Genomic DNA, 23,132 nt, shown 5'->3' with positions numbered 1-23,132 from the left:
ATTCGTCCCGGCGGCGCGCCTGCCGCCGGGGCTCGTGCTAGCATTGCACGCACAACTCAGCGTCGAACACGAGTCATGGCCGAACACGACTTCCGCTACACCCTGCTCAACCCCGCCCACACGCTCACCGAATGCCGCGCACTGGCGCCGGGCCGCTATCAGGTCACCGGTAATGGCGGTTCGATTCGCAGCGGCGACACCCTGCTGGTAACACTCAAAGGCAGCCGCGACCTTTCCCAGCGGCTGACCGTTGAAAAGGTCCGTCACCTGATCAACCCGCCCGGGCAATGGATGGCCGTGGCCAGCGGGCCGGTATTTCGCGAGCTGGCAATCCATAACTGGCAGGTCGACTGCAATGGCTGCGGCAAACAGCTGGACTTCGAGTTCGCCGTCGACGCGGCACTCGGTGCAACCGCACAGGCCCCGGCAGCCGAAGCCCGGATCGCCGAACTTGGCTGGGCCAGCCGGGACGGTCAGCATTTCTGCCCCACTTGCAAGGGAGCTCGATGATGCACCGCTACACCCTCCCGTTGCTCGCCATCACGCTGGCCGCCTCTGGCTGCGCCGTGGAACCGCTGACACTGCAGAACGATGTCACCTATGTCGCCGAGTGGATCGGTGATGATGCGGTGGTCGGCCGCACGCCGGTTTCGCTGACCCTCTCGGCCGAGCGCGCCTACGGCAATGCCGGCTGCAACCACTGGTTCGCCAGCTATCACCTGGAAGGTCAAACCCTGCGCTTCGAGAACATCGGCAGCACGCGCAAGATGTGCATGCCAGAGCTCATGGAGCAGGAGCAACGCTTCCTCGATCTGCTCAGCCGAGTCGAGCGCTGGGACGTATCGAACATCGACCAGTTGCGCCTGTGGCCAGCAGAGGGCGCGCCGATCCGCTTCTGGCCCGACCAGAACTGACGCGCCACAATCGGGCACAGCAGCCAGCGCTGCACCGAATCCGAACGCAGACCGTTACCTCGACCCGCCGACCAATCGCAACAGCGCGACCGCCGCCAGGCAGATCGCGCCCTTGGCCGGCCACCGAGACTGAAACGAAACTGGCACACGCAGTGCATAGACTCTAGCGACCAGTTTCGGGGACCTCGGTACAGGCAGGCCGGGAATCCCCTCTTTTATGCCCAAGCAAGAAGGCCGCTCCCGGGAGCGGCCTTCTTGCTTCTAGCGATAAACTTCGCGGCGGAAAATCAGCGGTGGTGTGCCGCTGTAGATACCGAATGTCGCCACGCCTGCCGCCGAGCGGCGAACGGCCCCGTCCCAGCCGTACTTCAGCCAGTCAGCCAGCGCAGGGAAGTCCAGCTGTGCCGTCCCATGATTGCCCGCGCCCGGTGCGCTCAAGGTCAGTTGGCCGCTGCCGGAACTGAAGGAGTCCAGGGTTGCTGTGGTTTCACCAGCGTCGAGCGCGCCGCTGTAGCTGACGAAGTTCGCAGCGCCAAGCTCGACCGGTGTGGTGCAGCTGTCCTCGGTCTCCGGAGCGAAGCGGGCCCCGGCCAGATCACGCCAGGTCTCGACCAGCAAAGGAAGCGGGAGCGATTGCAGCTCCGAACCATGTGCGTTCTCGATGCGCAGCCGGCCCAAACGTACCTCGCTGCCCGGCGCCTGGTCGAATCGCTTGCTATAGCCTTGGCAGCCTGCCGGGCCGGCGATGCAGACACCGTCTTGGTCGGTGAGGCTGAGTGCGTTGAAATTCATCTCGACTTCAGCCGGGAACGGCAGATCTTCCTCCGTGGCAGTCACCGCTGGCGTGTAGCGAAGCTGCTGACCGCTCCAGTGGTAAACCCGCACGCCGTCACCATCGTCATCACCCGAGACCGCCGAACTTGCCGTGCCGTCCACCTCCAGGCGCGCGTCGATGCCTACCCGCCCCGTCTGTGACAGGTAATCGGGAGCGGACGGCTCCGGCAGACGCCAGAACGGTCCGAGATCGTAGTTGCGAGTGACCCCTCCGGCGCGGTTGTAACCGGTCACGGCCAGGGTCGGCTCGCCAGCCGTGGCGAAGTCCATCGGCTGTCCCTGATAGCTGAACGTGCCGCAGGAAGGCCGCAGGCTGGCCGAACCCGACGCGCCCAGATACGCAGGCGTGAAACGACCGATGCGGTTGCTCTGTCCCCCAGCGACCGTTTCGCCGAAGTAGCTGCCTTGCGGCGTAGCCGTAATTTTAATGATGCCCACCTCGGTATAGGCCTGCCCTTGCACGGCCGCCTGGCCGCCGAGTGGGTGATCGAAACGGTTCACCGCAAGCTCGCCGCCAGCTCCCTTGTTCTTGTCCGGTGCACTAAGCTCATGGGTCAGGGCGATATTGCCCATCTCAAAATTCGGCGTGTCGATGTTCCCGGCGCACAGCTGCTCGGCGGTAAGCGGCTCGCCGGGAGCTTCCCAGCCGACCGGACGTACCAGCAGACGGAATGGATCACCCGCCCGGATCGGCACGCCACCAGCCTGGTACACCGGGCAATCGAGATCGTCCGATTCGCACGCAGCGCCGCCATCCGCCTGATCGGCTTCGGTTAGCAGGCACAGGCCGTATGGTCGGCTGGAAAACTGGTCGGAACCGGTCATCACAAGCCCCTTCTCCTCGCCGGCGGCAGGCGCATAGCGGGCGAACAGGTCGATCAGTCCGGCGTCGGCGTAGCTGACCTCCAGTGACGCACGCGCCTCGCTGTCGAAGGTCAGCTCGATATCGGTAGGGCTGGCTCCGACCGGCGTGCCGTTGACCAGCACACTCCGCGTGCCGGTAACAGGGTTAACGTATGAGGAGCTGAACTGCAGCGTACGCGTACCGCCGTCGAAGCCCGGAACGCAGGCCTTCGTGCGGTCGTCGGTCTTGACCGCCTGCAATGCGATTCCAGTCTCTGGGCGCGCCGCGATCAGGTTGGGCACATCGAAAACGAATCCGCTATCAGCGAAGACCACCTCGCAATTGGCGGTCGAACAGAGCGTCTGGCTGAACGACTGCGTTTGTGGTGTCGAATCCGACACGCCGAGCTGTACGGTGCCCGCACGATTCGAGCGGAGATGGACGATGGCGCTACCACCCGAGAAGCTCACTGGATTGCCTGCTGTCCAGCCGCCTGGAGGTAACAGCGTTGCGCTCACCGGCTCCTGATAGGTCGCCGAGCAGGTCTCGTCCATGCAAGCGCGAATCGTCACGGCATGCGGGCTACAGGTCAACGCAGCGGGCGCGTAGCTGAGCTCGAAGTGATGGATGCGAGCGGACAACGGACGGATGTCGGCCGCACACACCTCCAGTTCCTCGATCTCGTGAATGTTGTTCTGTCCACCTGTGGACCCGGTAAAAGACAGGTAGAGGTTGTCCGGCAATGCCGCTTGGCCGTTCGCGTTGAGCACGTCGATTCCGTCGAGGTTTCGCAGCACCTGAAAACCCGAGCCGGTGTCGCGCTCAACCGTGACACGCGCCTGGCCGGCCGTACGCCCATCTATGGTGATGCGATAGATATGGCCGGGCGCCGGGCGCGTACTACTGGGGCTGTCTACTCCTGGCTCAAGCGCTGTCTCGGTTCCGGCAATGTAGCGATAGCCACTGGTGCCGCTGCCCGAACCCCGTACCGATACCGTGTCCCGCCGTAGGCCCGGCCCGCCAATACGGCCTTCGGTGGGGTTGGAAAAGTTGCCGTACTCGTCGAGGGCGATCCCGAGCCAGCCACCCGCGAACCCGCTCTGGCCGTTGAGCTGCGCGTAACCGAGCGAGCCACCATAACCGCCAGGCTGTGGCGTGACCGACGCATCCGAGAGGATCAGCGCAATGCCGTCGGCGCCATTACCGTCGTAAGCGTTGTGGCGGAATGAAACCTGAATGAATTGTCCTTCGGCAGGAAAGAGACGTTGCAGGGCTGCGGCAGTCGCCACATTGCCTGCATTGCTGGTCAAACGCAGGCGACCGTCCACAAGCTGCGGTACGAAGTGGTTCAACCCTCTGCTGGACACCGCCCAGTTCGAGGCGAAAGTACTGGGTTCCAGGAAATTGCTATAGCACTGCAGTTCGGTTTCGCAGGGGTGGCGTTCATTCACCAGCGCCGTGATCTGCTCCTGGCTAAGCGCGCCCTTGTAGATTCGGAGCTCGTCCAGGTCGCCGTCGAAATGGCGGCCGGCGATCTGGTCCCAGCCCAGCTGTAGTGGATCGGCGTTGGCCCTCGGTGTACCGGGCAGGCTTGCCGTTCCAGCGAGGTTGCCGTTGATGTAAATCTGCTGTTCCGCAGCGGTGTAGCGAATGAGCACGTGACTCCACTGCCCCAGCGAGACGCTTCTGGTGCTGTCGAACTGGTGTGTAGCGTCGGAAGTGGTCTGCCACCACCAGTTGATGGTGCCGTCGGGCTTCAGATGGAACTCGTAGTTCTCGTCCTTTGACAGAATCGACATCAATCCGCTGGATGGATAGCTCCGCGGCTTGACCCACAAGCCGATGCTGAAGCTGTTTTGCTGGGTCAGCAGATCATCATGCGGCGTCTGTACATACTGATTGGCCGTCCGGTCGAACTGCCCATAGCGACAGGTTCCTTCGCCCGACACTTCTGGCAAGGCAGGCGAGGTTCCGTTGGTCAGCGCCCCGTTCATGGCCTGACCATGCAAGCCGTTTCCGCTACCGTCACGCACCTCGCTGGCCATGCCGGCCCAGCTGCGCTCATCCAGCGACCAGCCAAGCACCAGCTCAGCGGCGGGTTCAATTGGGCAACGGCCGGTAGGGGCGACGTATCGCACCTTCGAATAGGTGCCCAGCTCGACGTTCTCTGCCGTGACCGCTCCCCACAGATAGCTGGCACTACCCAGATTGACCCCGGCGTTCGCGCCCTGTGTGGCAGCGCTATACAGGTAGCCACTCATCGTGGCTTCGTTGTTGAAGTACACCGCTCCGTAGGCGTAGACGAATAACCGCTGCGGATCACCGCCCTGCTCCACGCCCGGCGAATTCATCAGAAAACGCGAGGCGAGGGATAAGGCGTCACGTACGAACAGGCGTACCTGCCCGGCACCACTGACTTCCAGCCGCGCGGCATGGTTCGTGGTCAGCGATCCGATCCAATAGTCGCCAGGTGCAAGCACCAGCCGGCTGCTGGAACTGAGCGTGAGACGGTCGATGTAAAACGGCGCGCCGCCGTTCTGGATGTTCAGGGTGGCCGAGTCACTTACCAAAACGTTGCGGTAGCGATTGCTGCCATCGCCAACCAATGTGGCGCTGGTGTTCCAACCAACGCTGTAGTCGCGGGTATGGGCCGACGTATCCGGAAAGGGTCCGGCATCTTGCGAAGGCGCGGCGCTCGATGGGTCGGCCACACAGTTGTCCCACCACAGCCATCCGCACGTACCAAGATAAGATCCGCCGTTCCGCTCGATCCTGCTGGCCTGTAGCACATTATCCGGGCTGCCCAACAACTGGGCGTTATAGCCGAACGAGATCACACCCTTGCTGTTGGCATTTCCGGAATAGGGACTCTGTATGCCATCTGCGAAGTTCGCCGGACAACTGCCGACCGCAGCGTAGCTCGGCATCGCGAACAACGCTGCCAACAAGATGCCGACACTGCTAAGCCACCTTTCCATTTCAGCGCTCCACAACCGCAGACAACCTGCGGTAGGCATAATCGGGCCGCGTACCGGCCACTCCATTCTCTGCAACGGATTCGAACCGGTAGAGCGTCACTGGCTGACCATCGGCGTCGGTAAAGCCACTCGGAGTGCAGCTCACCTCGACGCTGAACTCGGCCAGGTTGCTCCCGGTAAACGCAAGAGAACCGGAGTCGCAGGCGTCCGTATTCACGGCACGGCTTATGCTCCACTCGATTCCCGCACGCGCCGCCTGGTAGGCGCGGGCCTGCTGGATCGCCAAGCTGTTGGTGCCGTGTTGAACGAGCGACATCCGGGCCATGGCCATGACCACCAGCACGACGATCACGATCAGAAACAGCGCGGCCACCAGGCCGAATCCTGCCTGCCTGCGCCCGGATCGGACGGGCTGCAGGGCACTGACGCAGCACCGCGGCGGGCACCTTTCTGCTACCGCGTAACGGCGGGCATTGATGGCCGTGAAGGTCTGCTCAGGGCGCATTGTCGACATGTACCTGCTGCAGAAGACGAAGGTTTTCCCCATCCTGGCCAAGTTCCAGAGTCATGCTGAGCAAACCCGCCCGCCGCGTGGTCCCTGGCTGATAGAGAAACGTGCAATCGCTAACGCTGTCGGCCAGCAGGCGCGGATTGGATCCAGCCGGCGGGCTCGAGGGCACCTCGGCGAGCAGTTCGCTGTGGCTGTAACGCACCAGCCGATCGCCATCGCAGCGATAGCCGACCACCGACTCGGCGAAATAGACGCGCCGCTGCGGCGACTCGAAGGCAAAGGCGAACTCAGCGGCGGCACCCGGTAGATCGAGCGCGACCCGGGTAACGCCGCCGGCGCCGCTTGTAGCGCTAAATGTGGTGCCAGTCGGTGTGATCACGCCGGGGTTGGCTGGCGCCCAAACGTTGGCTCCTGCCATCGGGTGCGGACCGCTCTGACTGCCGATGTTGTAGACCACCATCCATTGCGCACCCGCGGGATCGAAACCGGATGCGAGCAGCTCGACGACATTACAGGCACCGCCGGCAACCGTGCTGGCACAGCTGCCGGGCGCACTTTCGGCGAATCGCAGCGCCTCGCTGCTCTCACGGTTTGGCCGATAGCGCGCCGCGCCGGAAAAATCCGGGTGGGCCGCGCTGGTCTGGATCAGCAACATCTCCACGGCATTGCCGTCGGCCGATACCCGCACGGAGTTGGGCACGGCCAATCGTACGTCCCTGGCCATGCGGTTTAGCGCCGTTGCGGCCAGATCGACCAGCTCCGCTCGCCGGCTCTGGTCGACGAACCCTTGCATCGGACGCGCAAGGACGACACCGATCATCGCCGCCACCAAGCCGGCCAGCGCGATCACCATGACCAGCTCGACCAGGGTGAAGCCCAAGGACCTGGAAGATCGAAGCCACAGGACGTAAGGCCGTTTCGCGCCACCGCTGCAAGTCCGCGTACCCACCCTCAGTACCTCGTCCGATAGCCACCGAGTACCAGCGTCTGGCTGGCCGGATCGGTCACGGCGACTTCGATATAGAACACGTCACTTGCGGGTAACCCGCCCCAGGCTTGTGGCACTACGCTCACCGCAACGGTGTAGGCTCCCAGCCCGGCGATGGCTTCACCGCGGGCGTTGCGTGCCCCCGCATCGGTGAGGCCGGCATAGTCGCAGACGTTGTCGTAGTCGCCTCGCTGCGCAGGCGGCGAAGGGCAAGCCGTACCGGTAGCCGGATCGAGAAACGCCTGCAGCAAGACCTCCTCGAGGTAGGCCTCGGCCAGACTCAGGCTTTGCTGGCGCAACAATGGATCGGACGAACGCGCGGTGATGGACGCCATCGCGGAAAAAAGCGCGGCAGCGGCGATACCGATGATCACGATGGTGATCACCAGTTCAACCAGGGTCATGCCGCGCTGGCGCGTCATTGCACCAGTCCGGTTTCGGCGGTCACGCTGAGGGTGAACGCACCGATGGTGGCGCTCGCCGCGCTGGAGGGTCGCCCCAGCGAATCGAACACCACGGGAAAATTAGTCGCCGACACCGACACGCCCGTGGGCACCTCGGTATTGGCGAAGGGCGTCTGGCCGTCCGGCCCCTGCACCTCGGCGCTGAACGCGCCAGAGGTGCAGTTTGCGGCGCGGCGCAGATAGTAGCCACCAGTCCCCAGGCTGACCTGGGTCAGGCAGCCGCTGGCGACGGCCAGCTTCTGTGCGTAGCGCACGGCCGAGACCGATTCTTCGAAGAACAGACGTTCATCGAACACCTTTCGATCGAAGAAACGCGGCCCCACCACGGCGGCGAGGATGCCGATGATCATGATGACCATGATTAACTCGACAACCGTGAAACCAAGTTGAGGGGCACGCATATATTTAGCTCTTGTGCTTTGGCCATACCGTCATCGAACAAGCCAAAAGGATGACCTGTTGAAATAAGGTTCTACCAGGCAGCGCCTCAAGGGCTCTAAAAACGCTAGTTAGTCGCATGCCAACGGGTCAGGCACAGTAACTCGCGCTACCCGCTCGGCCTCAGTAGTGGCCGAAGGATTTGCTGCGGTGTATGTCACTTGGCAAGTCGTGCCACCGCCACTAGGCGTAAATGTAATGCTCGCCCCTGCCGTAGCAGCGCCGGCAGACACATCCACGCCATCAACCTGAGCAGCTGCGACGATGCCCTCATCGTTTGCCGTCGGATACCCGCCGACCATCGTGATCTCGACCCCTTCCAAAGTGACGGGATCAGCACCACTATCACCTGCGGCAAGCTGAGCAGCATGCGCGATAGAGGATGCGGACCGCAGACTTCCTGCAATCCCCTGCACCGTTGACGCACGAGCATCTCCACTAAAATCCGCAAATCTCGGCAGAGCAAACGCCGCCAAAATCCCCAAAATAACAATCACCATAATCAACTCGATCATGGTGAAACCGCTCTGCTGCTTCTTCATAGTTGTCGCTCCTTGTTTATGAATCATTGAAAGTTGACGAAGACTTCGCCGGTATTGGCGTTGTATTCGATGACGTCGTCGCCGCCATCGAGGTTGTAGGTGAACAGGCAGCGCGTGCCGTTGGCCGTGGCGGTGAATGCCGGATTGGTGCCGGTCAGGCTCTGCGAGGACGCCTGCAGCAGGTTGCTCCAGAGGTTGCGGCATTCATCGGCGGACATGCTGGTGCTGGCGAGCGGAGTGCCGCTGCGTTCGGTGCCGATGGGCCAGCCAGCGGCATTCACGTCCATCGCACCGTTGCCGTAGCCCTGAACGTTGATCTGGCAGTTGCCGGCCAGGCAGGCATTGCTGCCGCCGCCGCGATTCAGCTCGTACTGGCCGCGCACCAGCGAGACGGCGGATGTGAGCGCACCACCAGCGCTGCGTACGCTGGCGCGGTGGGCGTCTTTGGCCGAGTCGATGAAGTGCGGCAAGGCCACCGCGGCCAGGATGCCGAGGATGGCGATGACCACGACCAGTTCGATCATGGTGAAACCCTTGTGTCGTTGCATCGTGCCTCCGTGGCTCCTGTGGAATGTCGCGATTCGTATGCCCATCAACCCCTCCCCTGTGCCGCGCTGCCCAGCTCCCACATCGGCAGAAACACGCCCAGCGCGAGAACCAGCACCATCACGCCCATGGCGACGATAAGAATCGGCTCGATGGCATCGGCCAGCTGCTTGAGGTCGTAGTCCACCTCCTGCTCGTAGAAGTCGGCGACTTCGATGAACAGGTCATCCAGCGCGCCGGTTTCTTCGCCGACGGCCATCATCTGCAGTACCAATGGGGTGAACAGGCCGGAGTTGTGCGCCGAGCGGGTCAGCGCTTCGCCGCGTTCGACGCTTTCGCGGATGCCGAGAATCGCCTGGCCGATATGCTGATTGCCAACGCTGGCGCTGTTGATCGAGAGGGTCTGCAGCAGCGGCACGCCGGCGCGGTACATCATCGCGAAGGTGCGGGTGAAGCGTGCCAGGGCGATGCGTTCGAAGATGCCGCCAACGATGGGCAGGCGCAGCTTGATGCGGTCCCAGCGCAAGCGCCCGGCGTCGGTTTCGATCCATTTGAAGAAGGCGTAAAGCCCGCCAACGATGCCCAGCAGCAACAGCCACCAATAGTCGCGCATGAAGTTGGAGGTGCCGATCAGCACGCGCGTGGCCCACGGCAGTTGCGCGTGGAACTGGGCGAAGACCTTGGCGAACGCCGGGATCACCAGGAGGTTGATGACGCCGAGCGCCACCCCCATGGCCACCAGCACGAAGATCGGATAACGCGTGGCCTGCTTGATGCGCTTGCGGGTCTCGCGTTCCAGTTCGAGATAGGCAGACAGCTGCTTGAACGCCTGATCGAGCTGGCCGGTGTTCTCGCCAACGCTGACCATGCTGACGAACAGATTGTTGAACACCTTGGGATGGGCGTTCAGCGCCACGGCCATGGACTGGCCGCTTTCGAGGCTGGCACGCACGTCCTGCAGGATGCCGCGGAAATACAGGTTGCGATTGGATTCGGCGAGGCCCCCGATGGCGCGAATGATCGGCACGCCGGCCTTGTTCAGGCTGTACATCTGGCGGCTGAAGATGATCAGTTCGTCCAGATCGACACGTTTGCGCCGCAGCTTCTCGCGCAGCACGGCAAACACGTCGACGCTATCGGCCTGGGCACGCTCCGCATCGATGGTCAGCGGGGTGATCTGCCGTGAGATCAGCTCGCTGGCCACGGCGTCGGCACTGGCACCTTCCAGCGCGCCGCTTACCCGCGCGCCACGCAGATCGCGGCCGGTGTAGCGAAAGCTAGGCATCGCCGGCAGTCCCCCGTTGGCGAGCCGGGCCGGTCGAACGCGTCATGCGCCGCAGCATCATGCCGCCACCTCATCATCGGCGAGCGTCGCGCAGACTTTCAGCACTTCCTCGAGGCTGGTGACCCCGGCGATAGCGTAATCCAGCGCGCAGGCCGCCAAGGGTCGATAGTGCGCCTGCTGGCGCGCGGCCTCGGCGAAGCCTTGCGGATCGCCCCGACGAAGCGCGGCGATCATCGGTTCGTCCAGCTCGAGCAGTTCGTAGACGCCAACGCGGCCGGCATAACCGGAGTTGTGGCAATGGTGGCAACCGCTGCCACGCTTGAAGCGGTAGTCGCTGAGCGGCGCGTCGTGCAGGCTCTGCAGCCAGGCCAGCTGGCGCGGATCGGGCGTGTCGTCCTCCATGCAGTTCTCGCACACCCGGCGCACCAGACGCTGGGCCAGTACGGCGTTGAGCGCGGTGGCGACGAGGAACGGCTCGACGCCCATGTCGATCAGGCGCATGGCCGAGGTCAGGGCGTCGTTGGTGTGCAGCGTCGAGAGCACGAGGTGGCCGGTCAGCGCGGCGCGCAGGCCGATCTCGGCGGTTTCCTGGTCGCGGATCTCACCGACCAGCACGATGTCCGGGTCCTGGCGCAGCGCGGCGCGCAGCACGCGGGCGAAGGTCAGGTCGATCTTGGCGTTGACCTGCACCTGGTTGACTCGCGGCAGCCGGTATTCGACCGGGTCCTCGACGGTGATGATCTTCTTTTCCGGGCTGTTCAGCTCGGAAAGCCCGGCATAGAGCGTGGTGGTCTTGCCCGAGCCGGTCGGGCCGGTGACCAGTACCATGCCGTGCGGACGCTGCAGCAGGCGGCGGAAGCGCTCGAGCATCGCCGGCGGCATGCCGGTTCCGTCGAGCTGGAACATCGCCCCGCTCTGGTCGAGCAGGCGCATGACCACCGACTCGCCGAACTGCACCGGCATGGTCGAGACCCGCACATCGAGGTTGCGGTTTTTCACCCGGATATTGAAGCGCCCGTCCTGCGGCAGGCGCTTTTCCGAGATATCCAGGCCGGACATGATCTTCAGACGCATGACCAGCGCCGAGGCGACGCGGTGCTCCTTCATCACCTGCTCGTTGAGCACGCCATCGATACGCTGGCGGATGCGCACCACGCCTTCGTCCGGCTCGATGTGGATGTCGGAGGCCTTCATCTGTACCGCGTCTTCGAACAGCGTCTGCAGCAGGCGCACCACCGGCGCGTCGCTGTTGCTTTCACCGAGGCGCGAGAGGTCGAAGTCGCTTTCCTGCAGCTCGCCTTCCAACTCGCCGGCCAGCGAGGCGATTTCGCTGGTGCGGCGGTAGAGCTGGTCCAGGGCGCCGAGCAACTCGCTCTCACGCACCACCGCCGGGTGGACGCGCTTGCCCAGCAGGCGCTCGATCTCGTCCTGGGCGAAGATGTCCAGCGGATCGGTCATACCCACCAGCAAGCCGTCGCCCTGTCGCGACAGCACGATGACGCGGAAACGCCGGGCGACCGCCTCGGGCAGGCTCTGGGTCAGCCCATTGTCGAACTTGTAGTGCTTGAGTTCGACGAAGGGAATCTGCAGCTGCTCGGACAGGGCGCGCAGCAGACGGCCTTCATCGATGAAACCGAGGTCGAGCACGGTGCGGCCGAGCTTGGAGCCGGTTCGTTTCTGATCCTGCAGGGCCAGTTGCAGCTGAGCCTCGCTGATCAGCCCGGCCTGGACCAGCAGGTCGCCCAGGCGGATCTTGCGTTGACGCATGTCTTGCTGGGTCATCGACCATCTCCCAGGGCGGCAGCCCGTTCGGCGGCGAAACGCCGTGCATTGCCGTCCAGCCCCTGGCCACGTACGGCCAGCCGATAGCGTTCGGCGGCCTGGGTCGGCTGGTCGAGCTGCTCCAGCGCGATGGCCAGACCCAGCTGCCAGGCGGCCTGCTGCGGCTGTAGCGCGACCAGCTGCTGATAGAGCGCAGCGCTGCCTGACCAATCTCCGACCTGCTGCCGCAATGCAGCCAGCAGCGCGTGATAGCCCGGGTTGGCCGCAAGAGCTGGCGAATTCTGTTCGAGGGTGGCGAGCGCCGCGGTCTTGTCGCCGCCGAGCAGCTGTGCCCGGCCCAGCAGCATGCGCAGTTCGGCATCCTCAGGCCGGGCCCGCAGCTGCCCAGGCAGCCAGGCCAGGAGCGCTTCGAGCTGGTCGCCAGCCAGGTAGGCCCGGGCCAACCAGCGCGTTGCCTCCGGGTTGTCCGGTTGTGCCTCGTGCAGCGATTGCAGCAGCTCGACGGCACGTGGGTAGTTCTGCTGCTGCAAGGCCTGCTGCGCCTCGAGCAACGGGTCCGGCCGGTGGCTGCCGATACGCAGCGATGCCTGCGCGGCAATTTCCGGCGCGGGCACGGGCTCGACGGTCGTTTCGGTGGGCTGCCGCGCAGGTGGCACAACCTCGGCGGTCACGGCTTCCGGCACGGTGCGGGTCACCCAGTCGGGCAGGTCTGCTTGCACATCGGCGGCTTCGGCCACCGGCAATTCAAGGGCCTCGCTCGTAACCGCCGGCTCGTTCGCCTGCCGCTTCACCTCCAGCCAGAGCTGAGCATGGCCACCGGCCGGCTCCAGGCGATCACGGATGTCGAGACGCTCGGTCAAGCCGAACAGCAACACTCGCACCTCGTCGCCGCGAGCCTCGACACGCCAGGACAGGCTCAGCCCATCCTGTTCGAAACGTCCGCTACGCGCCTCGCCGGCAAGCGCGGCACCAGACAATCGCAGACTGACCGCGCCACCCTCATCGGTACGCTGGTAACTGACCGGGCGATTCAGCAGCAGCTGCAGCACGAAACGGCCTGGCTCCTGATGCGGCAGCACATCAAGCAGGCGTACCACGTCGACCGACGCCGAAGCGGGCACGGCTGCAGGCGCCTCGGCGCGTTCGGGCACCGCCGCCCAGCGTTTCACGGCAAGCCCGGCGCCGGCTGCCAGAACGACGACCACCGCCGCCAACACCGACCAGCGCCTGGCACGCGCCGACCGCCGCCGGCGTAGCGCCGCAGCTTCATCCACCGCTTGCATGCCGATCAGCGGCCCTTGCCCGCCGGATGCGGCCCCGCGGGCTTCCAGATCGCGCAGCATGTCGTTGACCAGACTCATGGCTGCACCTCGATCAGGCGCGAGAGCCAAGGCCAAACACCCAGCAACAGGCTCAGGGTGGCGACGCCGGCAGCCATCGCCCAGCGCAGTGGCGACGCGCTCTGCAGGAACGGGCGCGCCCCTTCGGTATCCGCCAGTGCCCTTTGCACGTGACGCCGCGTGATCCGTGGTCTCCCCTCACCGAAGGCGACCATCAGGCATTTGTTGGCGAGAATGTTGAGCAGGCGCGGAATGCCGCCGCTGCCCCTGGCCAGCAATCGCACCGCGGCAGGCCCGAACAGCGGGCTGCCCTGGTAGCCGGCCACCGCCAGGCGCTCATGCAGATAGCGACCGACATCGCTGGCATCGAGCGGCCGCAACCGGTAGGAAAAGGTGATGCGCTGGCGCAGCTGGCGAAAGCTCACATGGCTCAGCGTCTCGTCCAGTTCTGGCTGACCGAACAACACCACCTGCAACAGCTTGCGCTGCTCCGTCTCCAGGTTGGTTAGCAAGCGCAGGGCCTCCAGCGTTTCCGCGGGCAACGCCTGAGCCTCATCGATCAACAGCACGGTGCTGCGTCCGGCGGCCGCCAGCTCGATCAGCCGGCGATGCAACGCGGTCAGCAGACCGTGATCGTCCAGATGCTCGACATGGGCGACATGCAGCTCATGCGCCAGTGCCTGACGCAACGCCAGCGGGCCGAGCGCCGGATTTGGCAACCAGGCGACCTGATAGCAGTCGGCGTCCAGCCGCTTGAGCAGCTCGCGGCAGAGCAGCGTCTTGCCGGTTCCGACCTCCCCGGTCACCTTGATGAAGCCCTCGCCTTCGGCCAGCGCCACGCGCAGCAGGTTCAGGCAGGCCTGATACGGCGGCAGGCGCACCATGAAGCCGGTGTTGGGCGTCAGTGCGAACGGCTTTTCGCGCAGCCCGAAGAATGCCTCGTACATGCGCCCTACCTGACCTGGCGGAACGATTCGGCGCTGCGCCGCAGCTCGTCGAGCCAGACCTGATCATCGATCACCTGCGGGCGCATCAGGATCACCAGCTCGGTCTGCTGGAACGCCTTGCGTTGCTGCTGGAACAGGCCGCCGACGATGGGCAGCTTGGACGCCCAGGGAATGTTGGCATCGTTGTTGGTATTGCGGTTCTCCAGCAGACCGCCGATCACCACCACCTGACCGCTACGAGCGCGCACGATGGAATCCGACTGGCGCGTAGTAGACAGCGCCAGGGGCAGGTTGAAGACATTGTCGGAGCTGCCCAGCTGGATGCTCTTGTTCTGGTCCTGCACGCGGCTGACTGTCGGCCGCACATGCAGCGTGACCTGCTCGTGCTCGTCGATCTGGGGGGTTACGTCCAGCGAAATACCGGAGAAGAAGGGCGTCAGGGTGATGTCCAGATCGGGCGCGGTGGTACCGCCGGCGAGCGACGTGGTGGTGGTCGAGACGTCGGTGACGAAGAACTCGTCGGTGCCCACCTTGATCACTGCCTTCTGGTTGTTCAACGTGGAAATGCGCGGGCTGGACAGTACCCGCACGTCACCCTGGGTCTCGAGCAGCTGCAGCACACCGCTGAAATCGCCGACGCTGACTGCTGCGCTGAACACGCCGCCGACGTTGTTCACGCCACTCAGCGCGTCGCCCTGCACGCCCAGGGCAAACTCGGCGTTGCCCATCGATCCCAGCTGCGCCCAGTTGATGCCGGACTGGAATCCGTCGGAGAGATTCACCTCGAGAATCTTGGTCTCCAGAATCACCTGGCGCTGCAGATTGCGCTGGGCCTGCTGCAGGAAGCGCTCGACGCTTTGCTGGTCGCTGCTCGATGCGCGCACCACCAGCAGGCCGGCCTGCGGATTGACCACCACACTGTTGCCAGCCTCGCCGCCGATCATCATCGCCACCACCTCGCGTACTTCGCTCCAGAAGTCGACATTGCTGCTGGTCAGCAGCTGGCTGGCATTGACGGTGCTCGAAGTGGTGCTGGTCGTGGTGCCGCCTGCACCCGTGCCGGTGTTGTCGCTGGTCGTGACCTGGCCGGAGCTGACCCGCGTATCGCTCATGCCCTGGCGCTGCAGGTTCAGATAGTTGAGATCGTAGGTCCGCGTCACCGCGGTATTGGCCTGGATCTGATAGCCGTAGCTGGTGCGGCGGTAGTCATAACCGTAGCTGTCACGCACCGCTGCCAGCACCTCTTCCAGCGTCACGTTGCGCAGGCTGAAGGTGATGTTGCCGGTCACGGCCGGATGCACCAACAGGTTCTGCCCGGCGTTGTCCATGAGACTGAGAAAGAACTCGCGGGCCGGCATGTCGTTGGCCACCACGTCGAAGCGCGGACCGCTGGCGAGTGCATCGCCCGCAATGTCCAGCGGCGGGATCAGCGCCGCCTGTACCGAAGGTGGGGGCACTGCCTTGGCCTGGCTCTGTTCCAGGCTCTGCTCGAACAGCCGATTGCTCTGCTCGTAAAGACGCTGATCGCCATCCTCGAAGGTCTGACAGGCGGCCAGAAGACAGAACAGGCTCAGCAAGCCGAGGCGCGGCAGAAAGGTCGGCATCATGGTCGGGTTTGGCTCGGGGTGACGATAGGCGCAACCAGACGCAGCAGTTGCCGCTGGCCGTCGCGCTCGATCAGAACGGAGTTGGTATTGATGGCCAGCAGCCGGGCCTCGGCCAGGCTGTCGCCGACTCGCAGCGAGCGGCCATTGAGAACGGCTCGCGCGCCTTGCGCGCCACGGAAGATCGCCTGCAATTGCAACGCGGCAGATGGCTGTTGTGCAGGCATCGCGGAGACAAGCGCCGCCGGCGGTCGCGTCGGATCAAGGGCGAATGACGAAGCCGGCAGCAGGCACATCAGACAAACGAGGGGCAGAACTCTAGACACCGACCCACCCCGCATGGCGACTGAGGGTATGCAGTTCCAAGGTAATGCGCGCCGCGTCCGGGCCGGCGTCCTCGATCAGGTAGTCGAGGCTGTCCCAATGCAGGCGCCAGCCGCTGTCCTGCACCGCCTGCAGATAGCTGAGCAGGTCGAAATAACCACCCTGCAGCGTCAGGCGCAGACCGTGACGATAAAAGCCTGGCGCGGCTGAAGTCGCGTCGGCGTCCACCGAGGCGGCGCCCGGCAGCTCCAGCGGCGTGCTGAAGCTCTGCAGCCCAACCATCTGCAGCCGCGGCTGGCGACGCAACAGGTCCTGCAGCAGGACCTTCATGCGGGACGGTGACACCAGCGAGCTGGTCTGCTCGTCGATACGTCGCAGGATCTGTTCGCGGCTGGCATCAGCCGCCTCGATCGCGCGCTGGTAAGGCAGATTTGGATCGGCAGCCAGTCTCGCCTGTAGCTCCAGGCGTGTATTGGTCGCCTCCAGCCGACGGGCCTCCGCGAGGCGACGCTGGCTGTCCTCTTCAGCGATGCGCCGGGTCAGCGGATCGGCAACCAGAAGCACATAAAGCAGCGACAGCAAGGCCAGGCCTACCAGCAAGCACAACCATTGCTCACGCGGAGCCAGCGCCTGCCAGCGTTGCCGCAAGCTATCCACGCGATCATTCATTCTCGCTCTCCTTGATGGCACGGGACGACAGGTGGAACAGCAGCAGGCCATCGTCTTCGCGCTGCAGGTCGAAGCTGCCGAACTCGCGTCCGCGCAGGGCGTCGCTGCGTCCCAGGCTTTCCAGGTAGAGCGGCAGCAGCTCCTGATCCTGGCTCAGCCCTCTCAGCAGCATGTCGCTGCCTCCGGCCTGCAGGCGGATGCGCGTCAGCCAGAGCCCGCTGGGTGGATGGCGCTCGGAGAGCGCCGCGAGCAGCGGTGCGAAACCATCACGCAGCTGGCTGTCGAGCGTTTGCAGGTGCGTCGCCAGCGCTTGCAGTTGGCGGTTTCGCGCCTCGCGTTCCGCCAGCTGTTCCGGCAGCCGGTTGTCCAGCGTCGGCTCGCGATAACCGGCCCTGAAGGCCGTCAGCTCGGATTCGGCAGCCAGCGCCTGCGCCTCGGCCGCCTGGCGCGCAAGCGCACTCTGCTTCAGCATCCAGCCCTGCCAGGCCGCATGCGCCAGCAGCACCACGAGCAGCGCGCATGCACCGAGCAGAATCATCCGCGGGCGCGGCCCACCCTGTGCGCGGCGCTCACGCTGATAGAGGTTGACGTTCTGCATCAGGGGGCGTCCTGCCGCAGCGCGGCGCCAACGGCGCCGAGACAGAAGGCCTGCTGCGCTTCACTCAGATCCGCGGCCGGCTGGCCCGGGAACAGATCGCGCAGATCGAGGCGCTGAAGGTTTACTGCCAATCCGCCGGCAAGCCCCTGGTAGGTCCGCTCGCCGTCCTGCTTCATGGGGAGAAGCATCAGCCGGTTGATGTAGCCCTTGCCGAGCTGACTCTCGAAATAGTCGAGCGAGCGCTGGATCTCCAGCGTCATGCTGCCCAGCTCCTGGGCGGCACGAGCCAGCCCCTGCTCGATGCGCCGTGCCATGTAGAGATCCGCACCGTTCTGGATACAGATCAGACCTTCGCTGGTACGCAGACGCAGCAAGGCGATGTTGACGCCCTCGGCGCCGGCGAGCATCCCCAGGTTACGAAACGCCATTTCGGTGATATCGATACTGGCCAACCGCAGCCCCGCCTGTTGCACCAGCTCGACGCACTGCTGCATGCGGCCTTTGTCCAGCACCGCGCAATAGACCATGCGCGTACGCCCGCGATAGGCATCCTCCGGAAGGGCGAAACAGTCGATCACGACGTCGTCCAGCGACTGGCTGATCATGTCCTTGATTCGCCAACGCATGGCGTCACGAAGCTCCTGCGGCGGGACGTCTGCGGCCTCGAGCAGGAACAGCTGGTACTCGGATGGATGTAGCAGGAGATTGACCGGTAGCCCCTGCAGGGTGCGCTCGCTCACCGCCCGCTCCAGCAGCGCAGCGTGGGCATCGACCGGACCTTCGAAATATTCACAGCGCAGCAGCGCGGGCCGCTCCCCTGGTGAGCGCAGCAGATGCGCCAGCGCGATACCTTGCGGTCCCGGCTCGATGCCCAGCGTGCCGGCCGGCTTGGACTTTCTGGATGAAGAAGAAAACAGACCCACCAATGGCTCCCCTGCCAGGACGTCAGGCTTCAACCGCCAGAAAACAGATGATCGATACGGATGACGTCAATAGATAGCATATTGCCATCTACCCGGACTCTAACAATATCCGGCGCACAGGTCCAAATATTGTCGTGAATCAAGCATTCGCCAAAGATGCGTCATTTCACCCGCGTCATTATGCGGGCGAGCCCGTCAACAGGCGAAAGGCGCTCTCTATGGACGGACTGTAGACGGTGACTTTGCAGGAGAAGATTCAGACGAACGGCAGCCGCCGCGGAGTCAGCTTATGGAGCCAGGTGCCTCAGGCGGGGGCAGCTAGAACAGACTGAGCTGCTCGAAGCCTCCACGCAGGTCGATCAGACGCACACCGATTCCAATCAACCGCACCGGGCGGGCGCCACGCGCGAAAGCGCCGGCAAGCAGCTCCGCGTAGTCGCTAAGCTCAAGCCCGGCACCGGCCTGTTCCAGCGTGGTCTGGGTAAAGTCATGGAACTTCAGCTTGACGAACGGCTTGCCGGGCCGATAGCCGCTGTCCAGGCGCGCCATGCGCGTAGCCAGCTGCTGCAGCAGCTCCGGCAGACGCTCAAGGCACGCCGCCAGGTCCGGCAGATCGCGGTCGTAGGTCTGCTCGACACTCACCGACTGGCGCCGGCTTTCCACCTGTACCGGACGCTCATCGATGCCGCGCGCCAGCCCCCAGAGGCGCTCACCAAAGGCGCCAAACTCGCGAACCAGGTCCAATCTGCGCCACTCGCGCAAGTCTCTACAGGTGCGGATGCCGAGCCGGCCCAGCTTCTCGGCGGTCACCCGACCGACACCATGCAACCGCTTGACCTCCAGCATCTGCACGAACTCCTCGACCTGCGTCGGGGTGATCACGAACAGACCGTCGGGCTTGTTCCATTCGCTGGCAATCTTGGCCAGGAACTTGTTGGGCGCCACGCCTGCCGACACGGTGATGCGCAACTGCTGCCAGACGCGCCGGCGGATGTCCTCCGCTATGCGAGTGGCGCTACCGGAAAAGTGCTCGCAGGCGGTGACGTCCAGGTAGGCCTCATCCAGCGACAGCGGCTCGATCTGCTCGGTATAGGTCCGAAAGATGTTATGGATCTCACGCGAGGCTTCACGGTAGGCATCCATCCGAGGACGCAGGATCAGCAGGTCTGGGCAGAGCTTGAGGGCGTGGCCGGACGCCATGGCCGAGCGGACCCCGTACGCGCGCGCCTCGTAGTTGCAGGTGGCGATGACGCCACGCCTGTCCGCTGCGCCGCCGACCGCAATCGGCCGGCGCGCCAGGCTCGGATCGTCGCGCATTTCGATCGCGGCGTAGAAGCAATCGCAATCGATATGGATGATCTTGCGGGAACTGGCCTGACTCACGGAACCGCTACCGGAATGGAATGAACGAAACTTCAGCACGACGGGTCGTTAATGAAAGGGCAAGCCCCTTACCACCCGATAGTCGGAGGCTCAGATGAAAATCTTGTACGCAGGCATCATCACGCTAGGCAGCTTGTTCTCCGCGATGGCGATCGCCGATCAGGACATGATGAACACGCAGCCGCAAGGTACCAACATCCAGCAACAGAAGCATGGCGACGACCAGATGCACGACAACAAGGATGGCGATAAACAGCGGATGAAAGAAGAAGTCCAGGACGACTGGCGCGACGACGCCGAGAAGCGCCGCGAAAGCGACGTGATGAAACCGGAGCAACGCGGCTAAGCCACCCATCAGAGCTCTAGCGGATAGGGCTGTATCAACGCATTGCCATAGCCCTCAATGAACTCCGGCGGCATGCGCTTGGGCCTGCCGCTGGAAAGCTCGATGCAGACGAAGGTGGTCTGCGCGCGCAGCAGCGTCGCGCCGTCGGCGGGCCTGATCAGCTGAAAACTGCGCTTCATCTTCAGGCGCTGATCGGACTCCGAAATCCAGGTGCCGAGCTGTAGCTCATCGCCTTCATAGGCCGCGGCGAGGTAATCGATTTCATGGCGCAGCACCGCCATGGCCCGGTCGAGCCGCCGATAGTCGGCTATTCCCAGCCCCAAGCTCTGCGAGTGCTGCCAGGCGCACTGCTCCAGCCATGTCACATAGACCGCGTTATTGGCATGCCCAAGCTCGTCGATATGTTCCACCTCGACTTGCAGGTCAATGATGAACGCCTGTGGCTGGTCCCAGCTCATTCGTCAGATACCCTTGATGACCGATGCGATGGCCTATGAAAGCGCAGCTGAGCCGGCAAGTCACGCCCGCTGCCGACGGCTATGACGAGCCATTCAGCCAACGCAACGCATTTTCGTCGCGCAAAACAAAAAGGGCCATCTCATGAAAGATGACCCCTTGAAGCCCAAAACGGGCAATAAAAATGGCGTCCCCTAGGGGACTCGAACCCCTGTTACCGCCGTGAAAGGGCGGTGTCCTAGGCCACTAGACGAAGGGGACGAAACCTTCGACGATTCCGAAATTTTGGAATCGCTGGCAATTTGGTGGAGCTAGACGGGATCGAACCGTCGACCTCTTGCATGCCATGCAAGCGCTCTCCCAGCTGAGCTATAGCCCCGGATTTATCGTCTCTCGACGCGCGATGTGAACATCGCTGAATAGTGGCGTCCCCTAGGGGACTCGAACCCCTGTTACCGCCGTGAAAGGGCGGTGTCCTAGGCCACTAGACGAAGGGGACGCAATCCCTTCAAGCGCAACCTGTACTTCGATGGCTACAGGCTGGTGGCAATTCTGCTCTTCGAGATTGGTGGAGCTAGACGGGATCGAACCGTCGACCTCTTGCATGCCATGCAAGCGCTCTCCCAGCTGAGCTATAGCCCCATCTCGAGGACGGGGCGCATATTAGGGGCGCCCCCGGGCAGTGTCAACAACAAATTTCGGCACGACGGCAGTTTTTTTGGCAGCAGGAACAATTACTTACCGCCGACCAACGGTCGCCACACGATGCTGCCGAACCACCAAGCAGCATGGCGGTGCCTGAGTCGGCACCGCCTCGGCTCAGTCGAGGCTGGCCAGCAGTTTCTCCCACTCCTTGACTTCCTTCTTCGACGCCCCGCCAAGCAGCTCCAGCGCGTTGCGCAGGCGGAAGCGCGTCAGATCCGGGCCGAGAATCTCCATTGCATCGAGCACGGAGACAGAACTGGCCTGACCGGTAATCGCCGCGAACATCAGCGGCATCACATCACGCAGCTTGAAGCCGAGGTGTTCAGCCACCTGAGTGATGCAGGCGGTGATGCGTTCCTTCTCCCACTGGCGCAGTGCCTCGAGCTTCCAAAGAATCAGCTGCATGACCTGGCGCACCTGCGTCGCATCGAGCTTCTTGTGAGCGAACAATGCGGGGTCGAGCGGCAATGCACCGGAAAAGAAGAAACCGGCCAGCGGCGCAATCTGACTGAAGGTTTCCACGCGCTGCTGTACGTGCGGCGCGATCTGCATCATGTACTCGGGATTGAACGCCCACTTCTGCACTTCAGCAGCGAACTGCTCGACCGGCAGCTCGCGCAGCCACTGGCCGTTGAGCCAGGAGAGCTTCTCCAGATCGAAGATCGGCCCACCGAGCGATACCCGGTTGATGTCGAAGTGCTCGATCATCTCGTCGAGGGTGAACTTCTCGCGCTCATCCGGCATCGACCAGCCCATACGGCCGAGGTAGTTGAGCATCGCCTGCGGCAGGAAGCCCATGCGCTCGTAGAAGGTCACCGAGGTCGGGTTCTTGCGCTTCGACAGCTTGCTCTTGTCCGGATTGCGCAGCAGCGGCATGTAGCACAGCTGCGGCTGCTCCCACCCGAAGTATTCGTAGAGCTTGATCAGCTTGGGTGCCGACGGCAGCCACTCCTCGCCACGCAGCACATGAGTGATGCCCATCAGGTGGTCGTCGACCACGTTGGCGAGGAAGTAGGTCGGCAGGCCGTCGGCCTTCATCAGCACCTGCATGTCCATGCGATCCCAGCCGATCTCGACGGTGCCGCGCAGCATGTCGTTGACCTGACACACGCCTTCGCTCGGCACCTTCATGCGGATCACGTGGGACTCACCGGCGGCGATGCGGCGCTCGGCCTCGGCCGGGTCGAGGCGCATGCAATGGCCGTCGTAGCGCGGTGTCTCCTTGTTGGCCATCTGCTCGGCACGCACCTGATCCAGGCGCTCGGCGCTACAGAAGCAGGGAAAGGCGTGGCCGTTGGCGACCAGCTCATCCGAATACTTCTTGTAGATCTCGCCGCGCTCGCTCTGCCGGTACGGGCCATGCGGGCCACCGACGTCCGGACCCTCGTCCCACTCGATACCCAGCCAGCGCAACGCATCGTAGATCTGCTGTTCGGACTCACGGGTCGAGCGCAGCTGATCGGTATCCTCGATGCGCAGGATGAACTGGCCGCCGTGCTGACGGGCGAAGCACAGGTTGAACAGCGCAATGTAGGCGGTGCCGACGTGAGGATCGCCTGTCGGGGAAGGCGCAATGCGGGTGCGAACCGTGGTCATGGAAGCTCTCGGACGGAAAAGGACGGACGAAAATCGAAGGGGCGAATGTTAGCAGGCACGCCGCGCTGGGCTCCAGCCGAACACCGGAGCAGCACGCGCCATTGCGCACCTGGCT

The 23,132-nt window shown here is 63.8% G+C and carries 22 protein-coding genes and 4 tRNA genes; 3 read left to right on the top strand and 23 right to left on the bottom strand.

Annotated features, from left to right (window positions below; all coding sequences use genetic code 11):
- Positions 1–75: 75 nt before the first annotated feature.
- Both ACX1DW_RS00650 and ACX1DW_RS00645 read left to right on the top strand, forming a co-directional pair.
- The gene (locus ACX1DW_RS00650; RefSeq protein WP_152481607.1) at positions 76–510 is read left to right on the top strand and encodes a hypothetical protein; all 435 of its coding nucleotides are present in this window, start codon (positions 76–78) and stop codon (positions 508–510) included.
- A complete protein-coding gene (locus tag ACX1DW_RS00645; RefSeq protein WP_110778950.1) occupies positions 510–914 on the top strand; it encodes an META domain-containing protein in 405 nt (134 codons plus the stop codon). Before ACX1DW_RS00650 ends, ACX1DW_RS00645 begins: the two co-directional genes overlap by 1 nt.
- A 261-nt stretch (positions 915–1,175) precedes the next feature.
- Here the strand turns inward: ACX1DW_RS00645 and ACX1DW_RS00640 are convergent, their stop codons facing one another.
- From ACX1DW_RS00640 to dinB, 17 genes are all read right to left on the bottom strand, one after another.
- Positions 1,176–5,570, bottom strand: coding sequence for a DUF6701 domain-containing protein (locus ACX1DW_RS00640; RefSeq protein WP_458992502.1), 4,395 nt, complete (start codon positions 5,568–5,570; stop codon positions 1,176–1,178).
- Position 5,571: 1 nt separating this feature from the next.
- Entirely contained in the window at positions 5,572–5,943 is a 372-nt protein-coding gene (locus ACX1DW_RS00635) for a hypothetical protein (protein ID WP_458992501.1), read from the bottom strand.
- 121 nt (positions 5,944–6,064) lie between these two features.
- Positions 6,065–6,961, bottom strand: coding sequence for a PilW family protein (locus ACX1DW_RS00630; RefSeq protein ID WP_458992500.1), 897 nt, complete (start codon positions 6,959–6,961; stop codon positions 6,065–6,067).
- 71 nt (positions 6,962–7,032) lie between these two features.
- On the bottom strand, positions 7,033–7,491 hold the full coding sequence (locus ACX1DW_RS00625) for a prepilin-type N-terminal cleavage/methylation domain-containing protein (RefSeq protein ID WP_200593264.1): 459 nt from the start codon (positions 7,489–7,491) through the stop codon (positions 7,033–7,035).
- The gene (locus ACX1DW_RS00620; protein ID WP_458992499.1) at positions 7,488–7,892 is read right to left on the bottom strand and encodes a prepilin-type N-terminal cleavage/methylation domain-containing protein; all 405 of its coding nucleotides are present in this window, start codon (positions 7,890–7,892) and stop codon (positions 7,488–7,490) included. The genes ACX1DW_RS00625 and ACX1DW_RS00620 overlap by 4 nt, the downstream gene beginning before the upstream one ends.
- A gap of 150 nt (positions 7,893–8,042) precedes the next feature.
- Positions 8,043–8,513 (bottom strand): pilin, encoded by a 471-nt coding sequence (locus tag ACX1DW_RS00615; protein WP_458992498.1) that lies wholly within the window; start codon positions 8,511–8,513, stop codon positions 8,043–8,045.
- A 23-nt stretch (positions 8,514–8,536) separates the two neighbouring features.
- Positions 8,537–9,061, bottom strand: coding sequence for a prepilin-type N-terminal cleavage/methylation domain-containing protein (locus ACX1DW_RS00610; RefSeq protein WP_285361188.1), 525 nt, complete (start codon positions 9,059–9,061; stop codon positions 8,537–8,539).
- Positions 9,062–9,105: 44 nt separating this feature from the next.
- A complete protein-coding gene (locus ACX1DW_RS00605; protein ID WP_110776223.1) occupies positions 9,106–10,344 on the bottom strand; it encodes a type II secretion system F family protein in 1,239 nt (412 codons plus the stop codon).
- Between the two features lie 57 nt (positions 10,345–10,401).
- A complete protein-coding gene (locus ACX1DW_RS00600; protein ID WP_458992497.1) occupies positions 10,402–12,126 on the bottom strand; it encodes a GspE/PulE family protein in 1,725 nt (574 codons plus the stop codon).
- The gene (locus ACX1DW_RS00595) at positions 12,123–13,487 is read right to left on the bottom strand and encodes a tetratricopeptide repeat protein (protein ID WP_458992496.1); all 1,365 of its coding nucleotides are present in this window, start codon (positions 13,485–13,487) and stop codon (positions 12,123–12,125) included. The genes ACX1DW_RS00600 and ACX1DW_RS00595 overlap by 4 nt, the downstream gene beginning before the upstream one ends.
- Positions 13,484–14,413, bottom strand: a complete 930-nt coding sequence (locus ACX1DW_RS00590; RefSeq protein WP_458992495.1) for an ExeA family protein — start codon at positions 14,411–14,413, stop codon at positions 13,484–13,486. Before ACX1DW_RS00590 ends, ACX1DW_RS00595 begins: the two co-directional genes overlap by 4 nt.
- A 5-nt stretch (positions 14,414–14,418) precedes the next feature.
- Positions 14,419–16,020 (bottom strand): pilus (MSHA type) biogenesis protein MshL, encoded by a 1,602-nt coding sequence (gene mshL, locus ACX1DW_RS00585; RefSeq protein ID WP_208216499.1) that lies wholly within the window; start codon positions 16,018–16,020, stop codon positions 14,419–14,421.
- A complete protein-coding gene (locus ACX1DW_RS00580) occupies positions 16,017–16,313 on the bottom strand; it encodes a Type II secretory pathway component (protein ID WP_208218706.1) in 297 nt (98 codons plus the stop codon). The genes mshL and ACX1DW_RS00580 overlap by 4 nt, the downstream gene beginning before the upstream one ends.
- A gap of 22 nt (positions 16,314–16,335) precedes the next feature.
- Entirely contained in the window at positions 16,336–17,010 is a 675-nt protein-coding gene (gene gspM / locus ACX1DW_RS00575) for a type II secretion system protein GspM (protein ID WP_110776218.1), read from the bottom strand.
- Positions 17,003–17,608: a PilN domain-containing protein gene (locus ACX1DW_RS00570; protein WP_208216500.1), complete on the bottom strand. Its 606-nt coding sequence runs from the start codon at positions 17,606–17,608 to the stop codon at positions 17,003–17,005. Before ACX1DW_RS00570 ends, gspM begins: the two co-directional genes overlap by 8 nt.
- Positions 17,608–18,531, bottom strand: a complete 924-nt coding sequence (locus ACX1DW_RS00565) for a type IV pilus biogenesis protein PilM (RefSeq protein ID WP_208216501.1) — start codon at positions 18,529–18,531, stop codon at positions 17,608–17,610. The genes ACX1DW_RS00570 and ACX1DW_RS00565 overlap by 1 nt, the downstream gene beginning before the upstream one ends.
- A gap of 318 nt (positions 18,532–18,849) precedes the next feature.
- Positions 18,850–19,914: a DNA polymerase IV gene (gene dinB / locus ACX1DW_RS00560; protein ID WP_125868177.1), complete on the bottom strand. Its 1,065-nt coding sequence runs from the start codon at positions 19,912–19,914 to the stop codon at positions 18,850–18,852.
- A 94-nt stretch (positions 19,915–20,008) separates the two neighbouring features.
- Between dinB and ACX1DW_RS00555 the strand changes: the two genes are divergently transcribed.
- Positions 20,009–20,260, top strand: a complete 252-nt coding sequence (locus tag ACX1DW_RS00555) for a hypothetical protein (protein WP_102839879.1) — start codon at positions 20,009–20,011, stop codon at positions 20,258–20,260.
- Positions 20,261–20,268: 8 nt separating this feature from the next.
- Here ACX1DW_RS00555 and ACX1DW_RS00550 read toward each other — a convergent pair whose 3' ends face one another.
- The 6 genes from ACX1DW_RS00550 to gltX form a co-directional block, all read right to left on the bottom strand.
- Positions 20,269–20,718, bottom strand: a complete 450-nt coding sequence (locus ACX1DW_RS00550) for an acyl-CoA thioesterase (protein WP_208216502.1) — start codon at positions 20,716–20,718, stop codon at positions 20,269–20,271.
- A 183-nt stretch (positions 20,719–20,901) separates the two neighbouring features.
- Positions 20,902–20,977: transfer RNA gene (locus ACX1DW_RS00545), tRNA-Glu, on the bottom strand.
- A gap of 42 nt (positions 20,978–21,019) precedes the next feature.
- A tRNA-Ala gene (locus ACX1DW_RS00540) sits at positions 21,020–21,095 on the bottom strand.
- Between the two features lie 44 nt (positions 21,096–21,139).
- Positions 21,140–21,215: transfer RNA gene (locus tag ACX1DW_RS00535), tRNA-Glu, on the bottom strand.
- 67 nt (positions 21,216–21,282) lie between these two features.
- Positions 21,283–21,358, bottom strand: a tRNA-Ala gene (locus ACX1DW_RS00530).
- A gap of 177 nt (positions 21,359–21,535) precedes the next feature.
- Entirely contained in the window at positions 21,536–23,017 is a 1,482-nt protein-coding gene (gene gltX / locus ACX1DW_RS00525; protein WP_458992494.1) for a glutamate--tRNA ligase, read from the bottom strand.
- Positions 23,018–23,132 lie beyond the last annotated feature (115 nt).

The sequence above is a fragment of the Stutzerimonas sp. KH-1 genome, from assembly GCF_054483855.1.
The sequence above is the reverse complement of the archived record's forward strand: the minus strand, read 5'-3'. Positions and strand labels throughout refer to the sequence as shown.